The organism is Methylophilales bacterium (genome assembly GCA_019823025.1).
Taxonomy (GTDB): Bacteria; Pseudomonadota; Gammaproteobacteria; order Burkholderiales; family Methylophilaceae; genus BACL14.
The window spans coordinates 1,050,014-1,068,208 of sequence record CP081940.1 but is presented as its reverse complement, the minus strand read 5'-3'; the positions used below and the strand labels follow the sequence as shown (position 1 = coordinate 1,068,208).

At 32.3% G+C, this 18,195-nt stretch carries 17 protein-coding genes; 4 read left to right on the top strand and 13 right to left on the bottom strand.

Features of this window, described 5'->3' with window-relative positions; all coding sequences use genetic code 11:
* Positions 1 to 18: 18 nt before the first annotated feature.
* From K6112_05685 to K6112_05670, 4 genes are read left to right on the top strand one after another with little or no spacing between them, the layout of a single operon-like run.
* Complete coding sequence (locus tag K6112_05685; GenBank protein QZP17515.1) at positions 19 to 753, top strand: 16S rRNA (uracil(1498)-N(3))-methyltransferase; 735 nt, start codon at positions 19 to 21, stop codon at positions 751 to 753.
* 54 nt (positions 754 to 807) lie between these two features.
* On the top strand, positions 808 to 2,349 hold the full coding sequence (argA, locus tag K6112_05680; GenBank protein ID QZP17514.1) for an amino-acid N-acetyltransferase: 1,542 nt from the start codon (positions 808 to 810) through the stop codon (positions 2,347 to 2,349).
* A gap of 39 nt (positions 2,350 to 2,388) precedes the next feature.
* Positions 2,389 to 3,261: an acetylglutamate kinase gene (gene argB, locus K6112_05675; protein ID QZP17513.1), complete on the top strand. Its 873-nt coding sequence runs from the start codon at positions 2,389 to 2,391 to the stop codon at positions 3,259 to 3,261.
* Positions 3,262 to 3,879, top strand: a complete 618-nt coding sequence (locus K6112_05670) for a pyrimidine 5'-nucleotidase (protein ID QZP17512.1) — start codon at positions 3,262 to 3,264, stop codon at positions 3,877 to 3,879.
* On the opposite strand, the gene cca is transcribed toward K6112_05670, so the two are convergent.
* From cca to mraY, 13 genes are all read right to left on the bottom strand, one after another.
* Positions 3,868 to 5,088 (bottom strand): multifunctional CCA tRNA nucleotidyl transferase/2'3'-cyclic phosphodiesterase/2'nucleotidase/phosphatase, encoded by a 1,221-nt coding sequence (cca, locus tag K6112_05665; protein QZP17511.1) that lies wholly within the window; start codon positions 5,086 to 5,088, stop codon positions 3,868 to 3,870. The two genes, K6112_05670 and cca, sit on opposite strands and share 12 nt — an antisense overlap.
* Before the next feature lie 3 nt (positions 5,089 to 5,091).
* The gene (locus tag K6112_05660; protein QZP17510.1) at positions 5,092 to 5,976 is read right to left on the bottom strand and encodes a complex I NDUFA9 subunit family protein; all 885 of its coding nucleotides are present in this window, start codon (positions 5,974 to 5,976) and stop codon (positions 5,092 to 5,094) included.
* 188 nt (positions 5,977 to 6,164) lie between these two features.
* Positions 6,165 to 7,109, bottom strand: a complete 945-nt coding sequence (gene lpxC / locus K6112_05655; protein QZP17509.1) for a UDP-3-O-acyl-N-acetylglucosamine deacetylase — start codon at positions 7,107 to 7,109, stop codon at positions 6,165 to 6,167.
* The gene (ftsZ, locus tag K6112_05650; GenBank protein ID QZP17508.1) at positions 7,087 to 8,283 is read right to left on the bottom strand and encodes a cell division protein FtsZ; all 1,197 of its coding nucleotides are present in this window, start codon (positions 8,281 to 8,283) and stop codon (positions 7,087 to 7,089) included. Before ftsZ ends, lpxC begins: the two co-directional genes overlap by 23 nt.
* A 27-nt stretch (positions 8,284 to 8,310) precedes the next feature.
* Positions 8,311 to 9,549: a cell division protein FtsA gene (gene ftsA / locus K6112_05645; GenBank protein QZP17507.1), complete on the bottom strand. Its 1,239-nt coding sequence runs from the start codon at positions 9,547 to 9,549 to the stop codon at positions 8,311 to 8,313.
* The gene (locus K6112_05640) at positions 9,549 to 10,199 is read right to left on the bottom strand and encodes an FtsQ-type POTRA domain-containing protein (GenBank protein QZP17506.1); all 651 of its coding nucleotides are present in this window, start codon (positions 10,197 to 10,199) and stop codon (positions 9,549 to 9,551) included. The genes ftsA and K6112_05640 overlap by 1 nt, the downstream gene beginning before the upstream one ends.
* 70 nt (positions 10,200 to 10,269) lie before the next feature.
* A complete protein-coding gene (locus tag K6112_05635) occupies positions 10,270 to 11,178 on the bottom strand; it encodes a D-alanine--D-alanine ligase (GenBank protein QZP17505.1) in 909 nt (302 codons plus the stop codon).
* Complete coding sequence (murB, locus tag K6112_05630; protein QZP17504.1) at positions 11,178 to 12,050, bottom strand: UDP-N-acetylmuramate dehydrogenase; 873 nt, start codon at positions 12,048 to 12,050, stop codon at positions 11,178 to 11,180. Before murB ends, K6112_05635 begins: the two co-directional genes overlap by 1 nt.
* Position 12,051: 1 nt before the next feature.
* Positions 12,052 to 13,428, bottom strand: coding sequence for a UDP-N-acetylmuramate--L-alanine ligase (murC, locus tag K6112_05625; GenBank protein QZP17503.1), 1,377 nt, complete (start codon positions 13,426 to 13,428; stop codon positions 12,052 to 12,054).
* Positions 13,425 to 14,525, bottom strand: a complete 1,101-nt coding sequence (gene murG / locus K6112_05620) for an undecaprenyldiphospho-muramoylpentapeptide beta-N-acetylglucosaminyltransferase (protein ID QZP17502.1) — start codon at positions 14,523 to 14,525, stop codon at positions 13,425 to 13,427. The genes murC and murG overlap by 4 nt, the downstream gene beginning before the upstream one ends.
* Complete coding sequence (gene ftsW / locus K6112_05615) at positions 14,482 to 15,642, bottom strand: putative lipid II flippase FtsW (GenBank protein QZP17501.1); 1,161 nt, start codon at positions 15,640 to 15,642, stop codon at positions 14,482 to 14,484. The genes murG and ftsW overlap by 44 nt, the downstream gene beginning before the upstream one ends.
* Positions 15,639 to 17,081 (bottom strand): UDP-N-acetylmuramoyl-L-alanine--D-glutamate ligase, encoded by a 1,443-nt coding sequence (gene murD, locus K6112_05610; GenBank protein ID QZP17500.1) that lies wholly within the window; start codon positions 17,079 to 17,081, stop codon positions 15,639 to 15,641. The genes ftsW and murD overlap by 4 nt, the downstream gene beginning before the upstream one ends.
* The gene (gene mraY / locus K6112_05605; GenBank protein QZP17499.1) at positions 17,081 to 18,184 is read right to left on the bottom strand and encodes a phospho-N-acetylmuramoyl-pentapeptide-transferase; all 1,104 of its coding nucleotides are present in this window, start codon (positions 18,182 to 18,184) and stop codon (positions 17,081 to 17,083) included. The genes murD and mraY overlap by 1 nt, the downstream gene beginning before the upstream one ends.
* Positions 18,185 to 18,195: the final 11 nt, after the last annotated feature.

Below are 18,195 nucleotides of genomic sequence, written 5' to 3'. Positions count from 1 at the left end.
TGTATGATATAGAAATATATGTATAGATTTTACCATTCAAATCCTCTTGATTTAAATCAGATTATTATTCTTGATGAATTCGCGAGCCACCATGCTATCCGTGTAATGCGAGTTAAAGTTGATGATTTTCTCATCTTATTTAATGGTGATGGTTTTGATTATAAAGGTCGGGTGAATGATATTAATAAAAAAACTATCAATATTGAAATTTTATCTAAAGAAAAAAACAATAATGAATCACCTATAAATATTAATTTATTTCAATCAATATCCTCAAATGAAAAAATGGATATGGTTATTCAAAAGGCAACAGAATTAGGTGTAAGTAGTATTCAACCTATTTTCACATCAAGAAGTACTATCAAACTTAGCTTAGATAGAGCAAAGAAAAGGTTAATCCATTGGAGGCAAGTCTCAATATCAGCCTGTGAACAATCAGGTAGGTCAAAAATACCCACCATCAAATCTCCTATTGAGTTTGATCAGATTGCAGGAGGTATCAAAACAACAAATTCACTTAATTTATTGCTTCACCCTGATAACTCAGAAGAATCAAGTAATCTCCCAAATGAATATTCTGGCGATATTAATATTTTTATTGGCCCTGAAGGTGGCTTCAGTCAAGATGAAGTGTTACTTCTTAAAAAGCAAAATTGTATCAATATTCAATTAGGCACAAGAATCTTGAGAACAGAAACAGCTCCTTTAGCAATAATTGCAATATTACAATATAAATTTGGTGATTTTGCATAATTATTAGATTTTTTTGGTATAATATGCGAGTATTAATAAATTTATTTGCAAAAAATGCAAAATAATTCCGGTATCATCATAAGGCAAAAACGCAAGGAAAGAGGATTAACATTAAATGCGTTAGCCAACAAACTAAATATCAGCGTAAGTAATCTATCAAGAATAGAGACCGGCGCGTTGAAGGTATCAACAAATCTTATAAATCAATTAGTTGAGATTTTTAAGGTTTCTCCTCAATATTTTTTCCATCAATCACATGCTAGCGCTTCAAGTATTTCAACCCAAAGTTCTTTCGTACAAAATTTTAGGTTATCCGCAAAATATATTAATCAATTTAATCAAAATACCTTTGTAATTGCGATAAGTGGATATATTTTTGATGAGGGTCAATTTGAAAAAATTGCTCAAGACATTAATCTTTTACATTCTCTAAATATAAAGGTCATTTTAGTTTATGGAGCAAGACCACAGGTTGAGAGCATATTAATAAGAAATAAGATCCCTATTAAGTTGGTACAAAATATGCGCGTTACAAGTAATGCTGCACTTAAGCATGTTGTCGAGGTAAATGGTGCGATACGAATTAAAATCGAAGCGATATTATCAACCATTAAATCTGCGTCGGAGGGAATGCATCTTTCAAGTGGTAACTTTCTGACAGCGATGCCAGTAGGTGTTGTTGATGGTATTGATATGGAAGCAACTGGAAGAGTAAGAAGAGTCGACGTGGAAGCCATAAAGAATAAATTAAATCATCATGAAATTGTCATAGTCTCGCCTATAGGCTATTCATCCATTGGGCAGATCTTTAACCTTCCTTATGAGCAGACTGCTGCAAATATAGCGGCTGCTATTGATGCGGATAAGCTAATTTATTATGTCGATGGCAGTGGCATTCAAAACGAAAGAGGGGATCTCATTACTGAACTAACTTCAGAGAAGGCTAACAAATTAATTTCTCATATCGAGGAGAAGCCTTCACCAGAAAGCGCACAGAATTTATCCTATGATGATTTCAATATTCTAAAAAGTAGTGTGTTTGCTATCAAAAATAAAATAAAAAAAGTCCACTTAATCAACAGACATATTGATGGGTCGTTAATTGAAGAACTTTTTACTGAGAAAGGTTCAGGCACTATTTTGACAGAATTTGCCTTAGAGAACTTTAGAAAGGCAACAGAAGGTGACATAAAAGATATTTACAGACTCTTATTTCCGCTTGAGAAAAGAAAAATTCTCATTGAGAGAGATTTAACTCAAATTAAAGAAATGATTAATCAGTTTTATGTTCTTGAGCATGATAAAAAATTTGTTGGCTGTGTTTCTCTCAATTCCTTTAAAGATTCATTAGAGCTAGCCAGCTTCTCTATTGAACCAAAATATCAAAAACTGGGCTTTGGTGAAAAACTCCTAAAATTTTGTGAGCAGGAAGCCAAAAAACTTAAATATGATGAAATTTTTATTCTTACAACTCAATCAGAGCATTGGTTTGCTGAAAAAGGATTTAAAGAGAAATCAAAAGAATTAATGCCGACATTAAAAAAGAAATCTTATCAATCTGAACGAAATTCTAAATACTTAACTAAAAAGCTATAAAATAATGACTAAACAAAATAAATTAATTAAGAATTTCAAATGACACCCAACGAAAAAGCAAAAATACTAAGTGAGGCCCTGCCTTACATAAAAAAGTTTACCAAAAAAATTATGGTGATTAAGTATGGGGGTAATGCCATGATTGATGATAAGTTAAAACACTCCTTCGCTAAAGATGTAGTGCTTTTAAAATTGGTTGGGATGCATCCTATTATTGTCCATGGGGGCGGTCCTCAGATTAATAAAAGTTTAGATCTAATTGGTAAAAAAGGTCAATTTCATAATGGCATGAGAGTTACAGATAAGGAAACAATGGATGTCGTTTACGATGTTTTAAACTCAATTAATTTAGAAATTGTAGAGTTAATTAATAAAATTGGAGGTGATGCTTCCAGCCTTTCAAAAAAAGAATCGCTCGGTTTTATTAAGTCTAAAAAATTATTACCAGGCGATAATAATTTGAAAAAAGATAACGTTGATTTAGGTTACGTTGGAGATATAGAGAGTATTGATAAAAAATTCATAAATGAATTTATTTCGAATAAATCAATTCCAGTTATTGCGCCCATTGGTTTTGGAATTGATAATCAGATTTATAATATAAATGCTGATGTGGTTGCAGGAAAAATTGCTGAAGTAATGAGCAGTGAAAAATTAGTACTTATGACCAATACAAAAGGTGTTCTAGATAAAAATAAAAAATTAATTACGGGTTTGGCAGCTTCTGAGGTCGATGGTCTTATCAAGTCAGGCACCCTATCTGGTGGTATGCTTCCTAAAATTCAATCTGCCATACATGCTGCCAAAAGCAATGTGAACAGTGTGCATATTATTGATGGGAGAGTTGAGCATGCCTTACTTCTTGAAATTTTAACTGATCAAGGTGTGGGCACACTAATTACCTCACATTAGATGGCAACTACTTGGATTTTCGATCTTGATAACACCCTTCATGATGCTGAATCAAAGATTTTTCCCCTTGTAAACACAAGGATGAATGAATACATATCTTCTTACTTAGATATAAGTGTTGAGGATGCAAACAAATTAAGACAAAGTTATTGGGATACATATGGCGCCACACTTAAGGGGCTAATAAAACATCACAATATTGATCCGATCGATTTTTTGTCGACTACTCATGACTTAAAAAATTTCAATGATCTTGTCGTGCCAGAAGTTAACTTAAAGGAAACAATATCGAACATTAAGGGCAGAAAAATTATATATACAAATGCACCTAAGAGTTACACAGATAGAATACTTAAAATTTCAAATATTTATGAAATGTTCGATGTGGTATTTACTATTGAAGATTCAGATTTTACGCCTAAACCTAATCAGGAGAGCATGGCGAATTTTTTAAAAAAATATAATATAAAGGAGGGTGTTTTTATTGATGATATAAAAGAAAACCTCAAAACAGCAAAAAACTTTGGGCTTTCAACGATTTGGATTACTAATGAGATAAGTCATCATTCATTCATTGATAGGAAAATAGAAAAAATTAGCGATTTATTAACTTTCTAATCTTTCTAATATCATTAGCCTTTCATTGTAAATCTGCATTTTTATCTGATCACCATCCATAGTTGAGTCGAATAATTGCTTTTTCTTAGCTGATAGGTCAATGATTGTATTTAACAAATCTGTCATTTTTTTTAATAATATTGATTGTTTTTTTACAAAATTGTCTTGTTGTTTTAAGTCATCGTTGCTTGATAAATCAGACTGAAGTGATTTGTTTTTTATCGTATTTAGAATTATCAACATTTTTAAAATGGCAAAGGTAATTTCAGGTCTTCTAAAAAAATCTAAGCGATTCAAACAATCAAGCTTATATTTAGGTGGTAAGCTATAAAAATTATCAATATTTTCTTTTTCAGATTTTAAACTTTCATATAATTTCTTCTGTGATTTCGAAAGCCCTAAATGTTCTAATAAATTTTTTTCTTGATTTTCTGAATAGTTAATTTTATTTGTTGAGAAATTTTTAGAGAAAAATGGAATAAGTAATATCAATAAAAACTTATTATCAAGAGTGATATTTACAATATTTTTTTCAATCAATAGGCCGAGTTCAACATAATCTGAATTTGTTTTTTTATTGGGATTTATACCTGGAAGAATTTGATTTAATGCGCCACATTCGCACAGACAGCGAAACATCTGGCTTGGTTTTTTTCCTTCTAGACCTTTTTTTATTTCTACTACCACTCTCTCGATTGCTAATGATTTCAACTCTTCATTCAAAATCATTTTTTTAAGTAGGTTAAGTGTATCCTTATGAATTACAAATTTTTCATCTAACGTAGAAAACCTAGCGACCCTTAAAACCCTAAGAGGGTCTTCTATAAATGCATCACTTACATGCCGTAGAATTCTTTTTTCAATATCAATTTGCCCGTTATATGGATCATAAATATTTCCATCCTCATCCTGAGCAATTGCATTTATTGTCAAATCTCTTCTTTTTAAGTCCTCATCAAGTTTTACCTTTGGTGACGCATAAAACTTAAATCCATGATAACCAACACCAATTTTCTTCTCCGTTCTTGCGAGCGCATATTCATCTTTTGTATCAGGATGAATAAAAACAGGAAAATCTTTACCGATTGGCTTAAACCCTTTTTTTTCCATTTCTTCAGGAGTGCTTCCAACAACCACATAATCTTTATCTTTGATTGGAATATTTAAAAATTTATCTCTTAATGCACCTCCAACTAAATAAATTTTCATAAGTTAATCACTATATTTTTTTAAGTAGGATGATAATTGCCTTAAACTTGATTTATATTGATACGAATCATTTATTTGAGCAGTGTTGTCAATTTCCATAGATTTCAAATTATCCCTTGTCACTAACTTTACTGGAGATAACTCAAGAATACGTACAAAAAATAATGTTAATTTTTTGTTTAACGGAATAATAATATTTTTTTTATTAAGGCTATTTTTAATTTCCTTAATAATTTCAAGAAATGTGAATATTTTAGGACCTGCTATGTTTAGGGCTTTTTGATAGGATTTTTTACTATCAATTACTTTTATCAAAATGTCTACGAAATCATCAACGTTAATGGGTTGAAACTTAGCTTTTGGTGAAATTAGAAAAATTACCGGAATAAACTTGATAAGCTTTATAAATAAGTTTAAAAATTTATCTTTTGACCCATAAACAATGGAGGGCCGTAGGATTGTCCATGCTTTGTTTTTAAATATTGTGGTCACTGCTTTCTCACCACGAAATTTTGATTGTAAATATTTACTTTCCCCTGGTGTGTCACATTTGAGTGCGCTGACATGGATCAATCTTGATACGTTAGCTTTTTTTGCCCCTCTAAGTATTTTTTTTATTAAACCTTCATGAATATTTATGAACTGATTTTTTTTTGCCTCATGCAAAATACCAATTAAATTAATTAATACATCAGTTCCTACTAGCAATTGATTGAAATTAGAATTCTCAGAGTATGAAACTAACTTTACATTAGGAAATACTTTTAAATGATTTGCTTTTGTTTTGTTTCTAGTAAAAACATTTATTTTATGATTTTTTTTTGCTAATTGGCCGATCAGCTCTGTTCCTATAAAACCTGAACTACCAAAAATTGATATTGTGTGCATTACTTACGTATGAATAATTCTAAATAGAAAGTATATTAATAAAATAATAACGCTGGCATAAATCACATAATTTAAAACTAAACGAATGAGTTGAAGATACTTTTTATTTTTTGTAACAACATAAAAAATTGCCAAAACAATAATTCCAATTAATATAAGAATCCCTGCTAATCTTAAAAAAATCATGATTAAGTAATATAGTCCGGTGATTCATACTCAGATTTTGAATCAAGATACTGCTGAGCTAAGTTTGCTGTTTCATCACTTTCTAGATCTAATGTTGCAATTTCCCATGTATCTGTGTTTTCGGCTAATTTTCTAATTAATTTATTATTAAGATCATGGCCTGATTTAAATGCTGTAAATTTACCGAGCAACGGCTTACCTAGCATAAACAAATCGCCCATCGCATCAAGTATTTTATGCCTTACAAATTCATCCTTGTACCTTAGGCCATCTTTATTAATGACTTTATATTCATCTACAACAATAGCATTATCAAGTGACCCCCCTCTTGCTAAGCCATTAGACCTCAGTGCCTCAACCTCCTGCATAAAACCAAATGTTCTAGCTCTGCTTATATCTTGCACATAGGAGTCTTGAAAAAAATTAATATTCATATGGCTATCTTCCGTTTTAAAAACTGGATGCGGGAAGTCTATCGTAAAGTCTATTACAAAGCCTTGGTGAGGCTCAAAAATTGCAAATTTATCTTCTTGCCTTGCCTCAATGGTTTTCTTAATTCGAATAAATTCTTTAGGTGCTTGTTGGTCTACTATTCCAGCTGATTTAATTAAATGAATGAATGTAATAGCGCTACCATCCATTATGGGTATTTCAGAGCCTGACACTTCAATTGTTATATTATCAATTCCCGATGCGCATAGTGCTGACATTAAATGTTCAACAGTTGCTATTTGGAAATCTTTGTTGCCAATCGTTGAACATAGTCTCGTATCAAGAACTATCGTAGGATCAACCTTGACCTGAGTTTCTTTTTTTTGGTCCATTTTTTTAAAAATAATACCCTGTCCTACTATCCCAGGCTTAAGTGTTAACTTAACTTTTTCTCCTGAATGCAGGCCAACCCCTACCTCACTTATTTCATTTCTAATCGTTTTTTGAAAAATCATTCTTCTCTTTATCCCTTGATCTTAAAAATGATGGCGTATCATATTCACTGTCATCTACTACACCTGATAAATCAACTCCTGCCTCCTGATTTTCTTCAAATACATTCAACCCATCACCACTCTCAGGTGAAAAGTTTATTTCTTCAATAACATTTGTATCCTCATTATTGAAATTTGATGTCTCTGATTCTTCATTATGGTGTGGTTCAATTGAATTAATTGGAGTCGATAAACCCGTTGCGACCATTGTAACTCTCAAATGATTATTTAATGAATCGTCAATAACGCTCCCAACAATAATTGAAGCATTTTCAGCTGCGTATTTTTTTATATGATCCATGACTTCAAAATATTCTCGCATTTTGAAATCCTTACTCGCAGAAATATTTACTAATATACCTTTTGCATTATTCAAGTTAACCTCTTCCAATAATGGACATGAAACAGCTTCTTTTGCTGCCGATATTGCCCTATCTGGTCCCTCAGAAAATCCTGATCCAATTACTGCTACACCCATTTCACTCATAACAGTTTTAACATCTGAAAAATCGACATTGATCAAGCCTGGGTTATTAATAATTTCTGCAATACCCTCCACTGCACTATTTAAAACATTATTGGCAGCTCCAAATGCATCTACAAAAGTAACTTCTTCACCCAACACTCCCATTAACTTTTCGTTTGGAATCACTATCAATGAATCTACAAAATTAACTAGTTCGCTGATTCCTTCTTTTGCAATTTGAGTTCTTCGACCTTCAAAGTCAAAGGGTTTTGTAACAACTGCGACTGTCAAAATACCCAATTCTTTTGCTGCTTGGGCAATGATTGGAGTTGCTCCTGTTCCTGTACCTCCCCCCATACCTGCAGTAATAAAAAGCATATCAGCACCCTGAATAGCTTGGACTATCTTTTCTTTGTCATCTATTGCCGCTTGTTTACCCGTATCTGGACGTGAGCCGGCGCCTAAACCTCTTGTTAAATTATCTCCAATTTGAATTATGGTACTGGCCTGACTTTTCTTTAATGCTTGAAGGTCAGTATTGATACATATAAATTCAACACCTTGAACATTTTTTTCAATCATAAAGTCAACAGCGTTTCCACCACACCCTCCAACACCAATCACTTTTATCAATGCTTTTTGGCCCTTGTCATCTACCATTTCAAACATAAATTACCCTTATTTTTCTTGAAAGTATCAAAAATTTCCTTGAAACCATAACTTCATCTTTTTAAGTATATTAGTTATTGTATTCCCATCCAAATGCAAATTAGTATCTTTGTCTTTATCCTCTTTACCCATTTTAAGAAGACCAACACCTGTCGCATACCTTGGATTTTCAATAACCTCCAGCAAACCATCAATATCTCTTGGTAAACCTAAACGAACTGGGGCATCAAAAATTGACTCTGCCAATTCAACTGCACCATTTAACATTGACGAACCCCCTGTAATAACAATTCCAGATGAAATTACATCCATCGTTTTACTTCTAATCAATTCATTTTTTATCAAATTAAAAAGTTCTTCCATTCTCGGTTGAATAACTTGAGCTAGGGAAAGTGTTGTTATCTTTTTTGGATCTCTGCCATCAACCAAAGGAATTTCAATAATTTCATTAGCAGAAGCCATGTTAGTCATCGCTGATCCGTGGTTAATTTTGATATCCTCTGCTGATTGATTTGGCGTTCTAAATGCAACTGATATGTCGTTAGTAACTTGATCACCTGCTATAGGAATCACAACCGTATGTTGAATCTGTCCATTTTTAATAACTGCAATATCTGTTGTACCACCACCAATATCAACAAGACATACGCCCAGATCTCGCTCATCCTTTGTAAGAACTGCTTCAGCAGAAGCTAGAGGTTGTAAAACTAGCTCCGTCACATCTAAACCACAGCGCTTAATACATTTAATAATATTTTGTGCTGCAGCAACTGCTCCGGTAATAATATGTACCTTTACTTCTAACTTCATTCCACTCATTCCAATTGGCTCAATTATATCGTGTTGTTGATCGACGACATATTCTTGAGTAAGGATATGTAAAACTTGTTGGTCAGGTGGTAATGTTATCGCTTGAGCTGTTTCAATGACTCTATCAATATCCATTTGAGAAACTTCTGAATCTTTTATTTTTACCATGCCATGGGAATTTAGGCTTTTAATATGACTACCAGCTATGCCCGTATAGACATCCTTAATTTTACAATCAGCCATTAATTCAGCTTCTTCAACAGCCCTCTGTATTGCTTGCATTGTACTTTCTATGTTAACAACAACGCCTTTTTTCAAACCTTTGGAGACATGTTGCCCTAGGCCAATAATTTTTAGAACACCATCTGGAAGTAACTCAGCTACTATAACGACAATCTTCGATGTGCCAACATCAAGGGCAACAATAAGGTTATTTTCGTCTTTATTTTTAATCATTAGATTGTGTTATTCAATGTTTTGTCTTTATTTTTCTTTTTTGTTTTTCTAACAGAGAATCCATCTCTGTAACGCATATCAACATAATCGATCTCGCTTTTTAATTCTGCTAATACAAATTGATAGTTTTTAATAAAAATTTTAACTCTAGAGGATACATTTTTCTTTCCTAAAACTACCCTTATAAAGTTATTTGTTTTAATTTCCCATGAAAGTCTTTCAGAAAGTTTAATTATACTGATATGTATTAATTCTTTAGCTAAAATTTTATTAATTTCTCTAAATTTAATCGTCATCTCCTTTACAAAATTCTCTGGCCCCACAAAAATGGGTAAATTTTCCTCTGTAGAAGCAATAAATATTTCGCCTTTATCGTTAACCAATCCAGTCCCCTCCCACCTAGCAATGGGTTTATGTTCTTCGATAGTTATCTCTAATTGATCTGGCCATTTTCTTCTCAAATCAACATCCCTTACCCAAGGTAGCTGCTTAAAAGCTGATCTAGCCTCATATAAATTCACATTAAAAAAATTTCCTTGGACGTATTCTTCTGTAATTAAATTGATTTGTTCTCTATCAATATGTTGATATTGCCCTTTTATTAAAATTTCATTAATAGGAAGATTTGCGTGGTTAAAGATATGATTCACTAAAAAAATAACGCATACAAAAATTAATACAAAAACCAAATACGTTACTCTTTTTATAATTGAAAGAGAATTAATCACATGTTTCACCCAATATATCAAGCACTAAATCATCAAAATTTTTTCCTATGACTTTTGCAGACATCGGCATCAAGCTATGGTCAGTGAATCCAGGTATGGTATTAACTTCAATAAAAAATAATTCTTTCTTATCGTCAATCATAAAATCCACTCTGCCGTAACCAGTGCACCCTAATGAAAAAAAAGCATCAAGTGATTTTTCATTAATTCTTTCAACAAATTCATTCGATAAGTTAGCGGGGCAAATAAACTCTGTATCTTGACGGTTATATTTTGCATCAAAATTATAAAAGTTTGTTTTAGGTTTAATTTCTATAATGGGTAGTGCTGTATTATTTAAAATTGGAATAGCATATTCATTTCCACTTACATAAGTTTCAGCAATTATGGTTGAATCTATTTTAGATGCGTTATCAAAAGCTTCCATATACTCATTATTATTTTTTACTATACTGACGCCTAAACTCGATCCTGATGAAGCAGGTTTCAAAATAAATTCATTACCAAAATATTTTCTTAGAATTGTGTAATCATCTGGCGAATTTGCCAACATAAATAGTGGGGTTGAGACATTGTCTTTTGCCCATTGTTTTTTTGCTAAATATTTGTTCATACAAAGTGAAGAAGCCGCTGCACCATTTCCTGTATATGGAATTTTCAAACTATCTAAATACTTTTGTATTTTTCCATCCTCACCATCTTTTCCGTGAAGACAAATAAAAATTCGATCGAATAATTTTAATTGTTCTACATTATCAGTTTTAGGATCAATCCCAGTCGCATCAATACCATTTCGCTTAAGAGCTTTTAGAACAGATTTCCCGCTATTAATTGAAATTTCTCTTTCATTTGAGGTGCCTCCCAAAAGAACAGCAACCTTACCGAAAGTGTCTTTATTCATTAAACATCTCCAATGATTTCTACTTCCGGAATCAATTTAATTTTTGTCTCTTTAAAAACAATCTTTTTTATGTGTTTAATTAGATCTTCTATATCCTTCGCTCTTGCTGCACCCAAGTTGATAATAAAATTTGCATGTTTTTCCGAAATTTTAGCATCACCAATTTTAAATCCCTTTAAACCACAATCCTCAATAAGTTTGGCCGCATGATTATTATCAGGATTTTTGAAAGTCGATCCAGCTGAGGGCCAGCTTAGTGGTTGTGTACTTTTTCTATGAGACAATAATTTCCTTATACTCTCCTCAGCTTCTAATTTTTTTCCTTTTGAAAAAGAGAACCAAGCGCCAACAAAATTCTCTGCTTCGTTCTTCTTTTGAATTTTCCGATACCCTACTTTAAACTCATTTGGATTCCGCTCAATTAAATCTCCATCAGCATTTATCATCTTTACTTTTTTAACAAAACTCCATATTTCAGATCCATAACACCCTGCATTCATTGCTAATGCTCCTCCAATTGTTCCTGGAATGCCTGATAGAAAAGCTGAACCGCTGTGCCCTTCTTTAGCTATCAATTTTGAAAATTTAGAGCAACTTAACCCAGCTTCAGAATAAAATAACCCCTCCTCTTTAAAAAAGTTATTCAAGCCTTTATGCATTACGATAGTTGTCCCTTTGACTCCACTATCTCTAACAAGAATATTTGATCCTAACCCAATAAATTTTATCGGCCTTTGCACCTTTTTATTCTTAATTAATTGGCACAAGAAGCTAATATCAGAGCAAATTACAAAATTTTCTGCTTTACCGCCCACCTTCCAGCTATTAAATTTTGTAAGACTCACATTCTTATATACCTTATTCGGTTCCATCTTAATCCTCTACAAAGGACTTAACGAATTCAGAAATATTTCCCGCCCCCATAATAAGGACTATTGAATTTGTATTAATTTTTTTTAAAATTGCCTTTTCTGCCTCAGCAAAATTATTCAGGTATGTTCCTTTTTTTTGTTTTATTTTTTTTATTATATTTTGAGATGAGATTTGGTTTATTTCTGACTCTCCTGCAGAATAAATATCAAATAAAAAAGTTTTATTAGGCAGCTGAAGGACTCTAGCTAATTCATCAAAACAATCTCTTGTCCGGGTATATCGATGTGGTTGGAAAACTAAATTTATTTCGCGTCTAGGAAATGCTTTTTTTGTTGCCTTAATTACCGCTTCAATTTCAGTGGGGTGGTGCCCATAGTCATCTATAACAGTAAGATTTTTTTTGTTCTTACAAATATTTTTATATACATCATATCTTCTTCCTACGCCATTAAATTTGCTTAAGGCATTTTTTATATCTTTTATGGATACTTGATACTCAAGCGCTACAGCAATTGCAGCAAGCGTATTTCTAACAAAATGTTCTCCAGGAAAATTTATTGAGACCGTAAATCTTTTTTTTGTGTATTTATTATCAATTACTTTAAATTTTACTTTTCTGCCTTCATGAGTGATATCTATTGCTCTAATTTGTGCCTCTTTGGATGTGCCGTAGGTCACTATAGGTCTTAAAATTTTAGGTATTAGCGATTTTAAAATTTTATCGTCAATACATAAAAAAATATTTTCATAAAATGGTGCTTGGTGAATAAAATCTATATATGTTTGTTTTAGCGTTTCAAAATCACCATGATAGTTTTCAAGGTGATCTTTATCTATGTTTGTGACGACGCTGTTAATTGGGTTTAGGTGAAGAAATGATGCATCTGATTCATCAGCTTCAACAATGATTACATCACTCTTACCAAGCTTTGCATTCTTTAGCATGGAATTTAATCTTCCACCAATAACGTAAGTAGGGTCAATTTTTGCTTCGGTTAATATCGAGGCTATTAAACTTGTGGTGGTTGTTTTTCCATGCGTTCCTGCAACTGCAATTCCCCTTTTAAACCGCATCAATTCAGATAACATTTCAGCCCTTGAGATCATTGGTACTTTATTTTTTTTCGCTTCTATTAATTCAGGGTTATTTCTTGAAATTGCATTTGAAAATACGATCGTATCAACTTTTTTTATATTTGCTTTATTATGTTCGGAGTAAACTTTGATGCCTAATTTCTTAAGTGATTTTATTGTATCTGAAATTGCCAGGTCAGATCCAGTTACAGTGAAGCCTAGTGTTTGCATCACCTCCGCGATACCACTCATGCCGGATCCACCAATTCCTATAAAGTGTATTCTTTTTATTTTGTTTTTCATTTAAGTAATGTATTACATACCTTTCGAACCTCGGCACATGCATCATATCTGTGCAATTCTTTTGCTTTTAGTGCCATATTTTCACATTTTTTTCTGTTTAACTTTGCCAAATTAAATACTAATTTTTCTTCTAGGTCTTTTTCTCTTATAATTTCTGCGGCACCTGCATCCTTGAGAATTTTTGCATTAAAAAATTGGTGGTCATCAACAGCAAATGGATAGGGAATTAATATACTGGCAGATCCAGAAGTAATCAACTCTGAAACTGTTAATGCGCCTGACCTTGCAATCACAATGTCTGCCCAATTATACTTTTTTTCCATATCAAAAATATACTTTCTGGTTTCAACTTTGAAGTCTGCGCCCTTATAGCTTTCTTTTAATAATTCAAACATTTTTTCGCCAGATTGATGAATAATTGATAGTTTATTATTTTCATTTATTTTTTTAAAAATAAATGGTAAGAGCTGATTGAATGATTTTGACCCCAGGCTACCTCCAAAAATAAGGATCCTCAAAGGGCCTTTTCTATTAAAAAATCTTTTTTTTGGATTTCTTACCTGTTCTATCTCTTTCCTTATAGGGTTACCTATTATTTTTGATTTTCTTAAACTATTCGGAAAGGCTGAAAAGTTTTGATTAGAGATGAAAGATAAAATTTTGTTTGTTAATCCAGGTATTGAGTTTTGTTCGTGCACAATAAGTTTTATGTTTAAAATTTTAGCCGCCAATGCTGCTGGCAAGGAAACATAACCCCCCATAACAATCAATAATTTTGTCTTTGTAATTTTAAGTGCCTTTACAGCCTGAATTGTCGAAATTGTCAAAATAAAGGGTAACTGTATTAGTTTTAATAATCCTTTATTCCGTATACCGGAAATTGATAATGCAAAAAATTGAAATTTATTTTTGTCTATTAACTTATTTTCCATTCCCTTTGGGGTTCCAAGCCATGAAATATTATATCCATCCATTTGAAGATTATCTGCAATAGCGATACCAGGGTTTATATGCCCCCCAGTTCCTGCTGCCGCAATTGTAATATTTACTTTTTTAATAAAATTGCCCTCGCATATTTCTTCTATTCTCGTAATCAATTTTAAGTACAATCGCAATAGCAATCATGTTTATCAAAATACCTGTTCCTCCATATGACAAAAGCGGAAGTGTGAGCCCCTTTGTAGGGAAAAGTCCTAAATTTACTCCCATATTTATTATGCCCTGTATCCCAAACCATAACCCAATACCTTGTGCCATTAATGCAGAAAATGGCTTCTTATTTTGGATGGATTCTTTAGCAATTCCAAACATCCTAACAACTAGAAATGCGAATAAAATTATTATTATAGAGACTCCCAACAAACCAAATTCTTCGCCTATGACTGCCAGTATAAAGTCAGTGTGTGCCTCTGGTAAATATTGTAATTTTTCTACACTTGCTCCTAGTCCTGAGCCAAAAAATTCACCTCTACCAAACGCCATTAATGAATGCGTCAATTGGTAACTTTTACCTAGTGGGTCGTCCCATGGATCCAAAAATCCAATAATTCTATCGAGCCTATATGGTTGCAATGTAATAAGGTAGTAGATACTTATTGGTGCAAAAAACAATAAACTAAAAAATATTTTATATGTAAGGCCCCCTAAGAAAAGAAGCCCCATCGCTATTACTGTAATTACAGTAAATGCTCCAAAATCAGGCTCTAAGAGAAGAAGGAATCCTGTAAGAACAATTATTCCCAACATAGGTAAAAAACCTTTCACTATGGTCCTCATTTGTTTAGATTTTCTTAAGACATAATCTGAGGCGTACATTACAGTAAAAAGCTTCACAAGCTCTGAAGGTTGAAAATTAATTATAATCAATGATATCCATCTTCTACTCCCATTCACCTCTTTACCAACCCCAGGGACCAAAACTAATACCAATAAAATCAATCCAAATATAAATAAAATGGGAGCAATTTTCTGCCAAAAATATAGAGGAATCAAGAATGCAATATATCCAAAGATAAAACCTAATAATATATATATGGACTGCCTTATTAAGTAATGGTAACTATTAAAGTTTAGTGCTTTACTACTTGCTGCTATGTCCACTGAAGAGGAATAAACCATTACAAGTCCAGCGCCTAAAAGAAGAAGTGAGGCCCATATCAGATGATAATCATAAATTGGTAAATTATAATTAGTTTGTGCTGAAAATATTTTCAATTTTTTAATGAGCGTACTATTTTGTTAAAGTGCTCACCCCGCTCAACATAATTTTGGTACATATCGTGACTTGAGCAAGATGGGGATAGCAGAATAATATCTCCTACAGTAGCATGATCAAATGCTTCAGATACAGCAACGGTCAGATCTTTACATATAAAAATTTTTAGATTATTTAGTTTTACAAATATTTTCTTAATTACTAAAGCATCTTTACCAACTAAAAATAGATGGGATACATTTTTATTTAAATATTTTTTTAATGGTTCTATAGATAATCGTTTGCTATCACCTCCAGCAATTAAAAAAATATTTTCGCCCTTAAAAAATTGTAATGCTGCAATAGTTGATGCCACGTTCGTAGCTTTAGAATCATTATAGAATTTAATGCCATTTACATCCCTTATCCATTCGATACGGTGGGGAGCGCCATTAAAGCTCTTTATAACATCTTGATAATTTGAAAAAGATATATCTAGACACCTAAATGCTGCAAATGCTGCAGCAATATTTAATTCATTATGATTACCTAATAATTTGGATTCTTTAATACACACCTTAAAATTATTATTATTATTAATAATAAATTTACTATCTTCAATAGAACAAATTACATATTTTTCTTGTGATATTTTTTCTGAAAACTCATTCTTTATATTACCTCCATCAATATGCATGAATGTTATATCTTTGAACCGCTTAGGTAGTTTTTTCATTAAATCCTCATTAATAACGTGCCTTTTGCTTGATTTTAATAAAGCTAATTTTGATTGTAGGTAATCATCTATACTGACATGCATATCTAAATGATCTTCAGTAAAATTAAGAAAAACTCCTACATCAATTTTCTTACCTGGAAATCCATTTTTTTTGAAGGGGTTTAATTGAAAACTTGAAATTTCAAGAACTACAACCTCAAGACTTTCTAACTTGCTAATTAAATCTAAAGGCGAATTGCCAATATTTCCAGATGACTTAGCCTTATAACCAGCCTTTATTAATAAATGCTCGAGGAATAAACAGGTGGTTGTCTTTCCATTTGTTCCTGTGATACCAATGACTTTCAAATTATTTGAATTATCTGACAAATGTTCTAGAAATAAAGAGATATCATTGATGATGCTAAATTTTTGATTAAATTTATTTACTTCTGCCAGGCTGACTCCTGGACTTAAAAATACATGAGACTTTTTATCTAAAAATTCAAATTTTATATCACCCGAATAAACTTCTATAATGTCTAGATCTTTTAACAGACTCCGTTGTTCTTTTACTGTTTTATTTTTGTCATAGACACTAATTTTAAATAATTTTTTTTTGAATTTTATTTGCTTTGTTAAATAATCGATACAGGATAAGCCTGACTTTCCCAAACCGACAACTAAAATATGCTTAATTTCTTCGAGTGCTGAAACTTCTGATTTTTTTTTTATTTCCATTAACGAATTTTAAGGCTTGCAAGACCAATAAGAACAAGCATCATTGTTATGATCCAAAATCTAACAACAACTTGCGTTTCTTTCCACCCTTTTTTTTCAAAGTGGTGATGCAATGGTGCCATTAAAAAAATTCTTCTTCCTTTGCCATATTTTTTCTTTGAATATCTAAAGTAAGAAACTTGTAGCATGACGGAAATTGTCTCTACTACAAAAATACCTGCCATAATTAGCAAGACAATTTCTTGTCGTACAATAACTGCAATCGTCCCCATTGCAGCACCAATAGACAGAGAACCAAGATCTCCCATAAATACCTCTGCAGGGTATGCATTAAACCAAAGAAAACCGAGACCAGCACCCGCAAGGGCTGCACAATAGATAACTAGCTCACCGGCACCTTTAATATAGGGTATATCTAAATAATCCGAGAAAATAACATTACCCCCTAAATAAGCAAAAATACCTAGGGCACTAATGATCATTACAGCTGGCATGATTGCTAACCCATCTAACCCATCTGTTAGGTTAACGGCATTACTACTGCCCACTACAACCAAATAAGTCAAAGCTATAAATCCAATAAAGCCTAACGGTATACTCAAATCTTTAATAAATGGAACCAGCAGAGAAGTCTCTTGCGAGGTATTTGCATTTAAGAAAAGGTACAAGGCGACAACGATAGCAACAATTGACTGTAAAAAGTATTTGGTTAGTGCCGACATTCCGTCAGAATTTTTATGTTTTATTTTACTGTAGTCATCAACTAGGCCAATCGCACCAAACGATGTTGTTACGAAAATCATAAGCCATATATAAGTATTCGAAAGATCTGCCCATAATAATGTTGATACTAAAATTGATATTAAAATTAATCCGCCTCCCATCGTGGGTGTGCCCATTTTCTCAATATGTGTAGTGGGGCCATTCGCTCGAACATATTGTCCAAAACTATAGTCACCTAATTTTTTTATATACCAGCCCCCAAATATAAATGAAATTGTTAGCGCCGTAATTACGGATAAAACTGCACGTAAGGATAGATAGTTGAATATATTCAACATCGTGTAATCATTTGATAGCCATTTTAGAAATTCGTATAACATAATTTACTTTC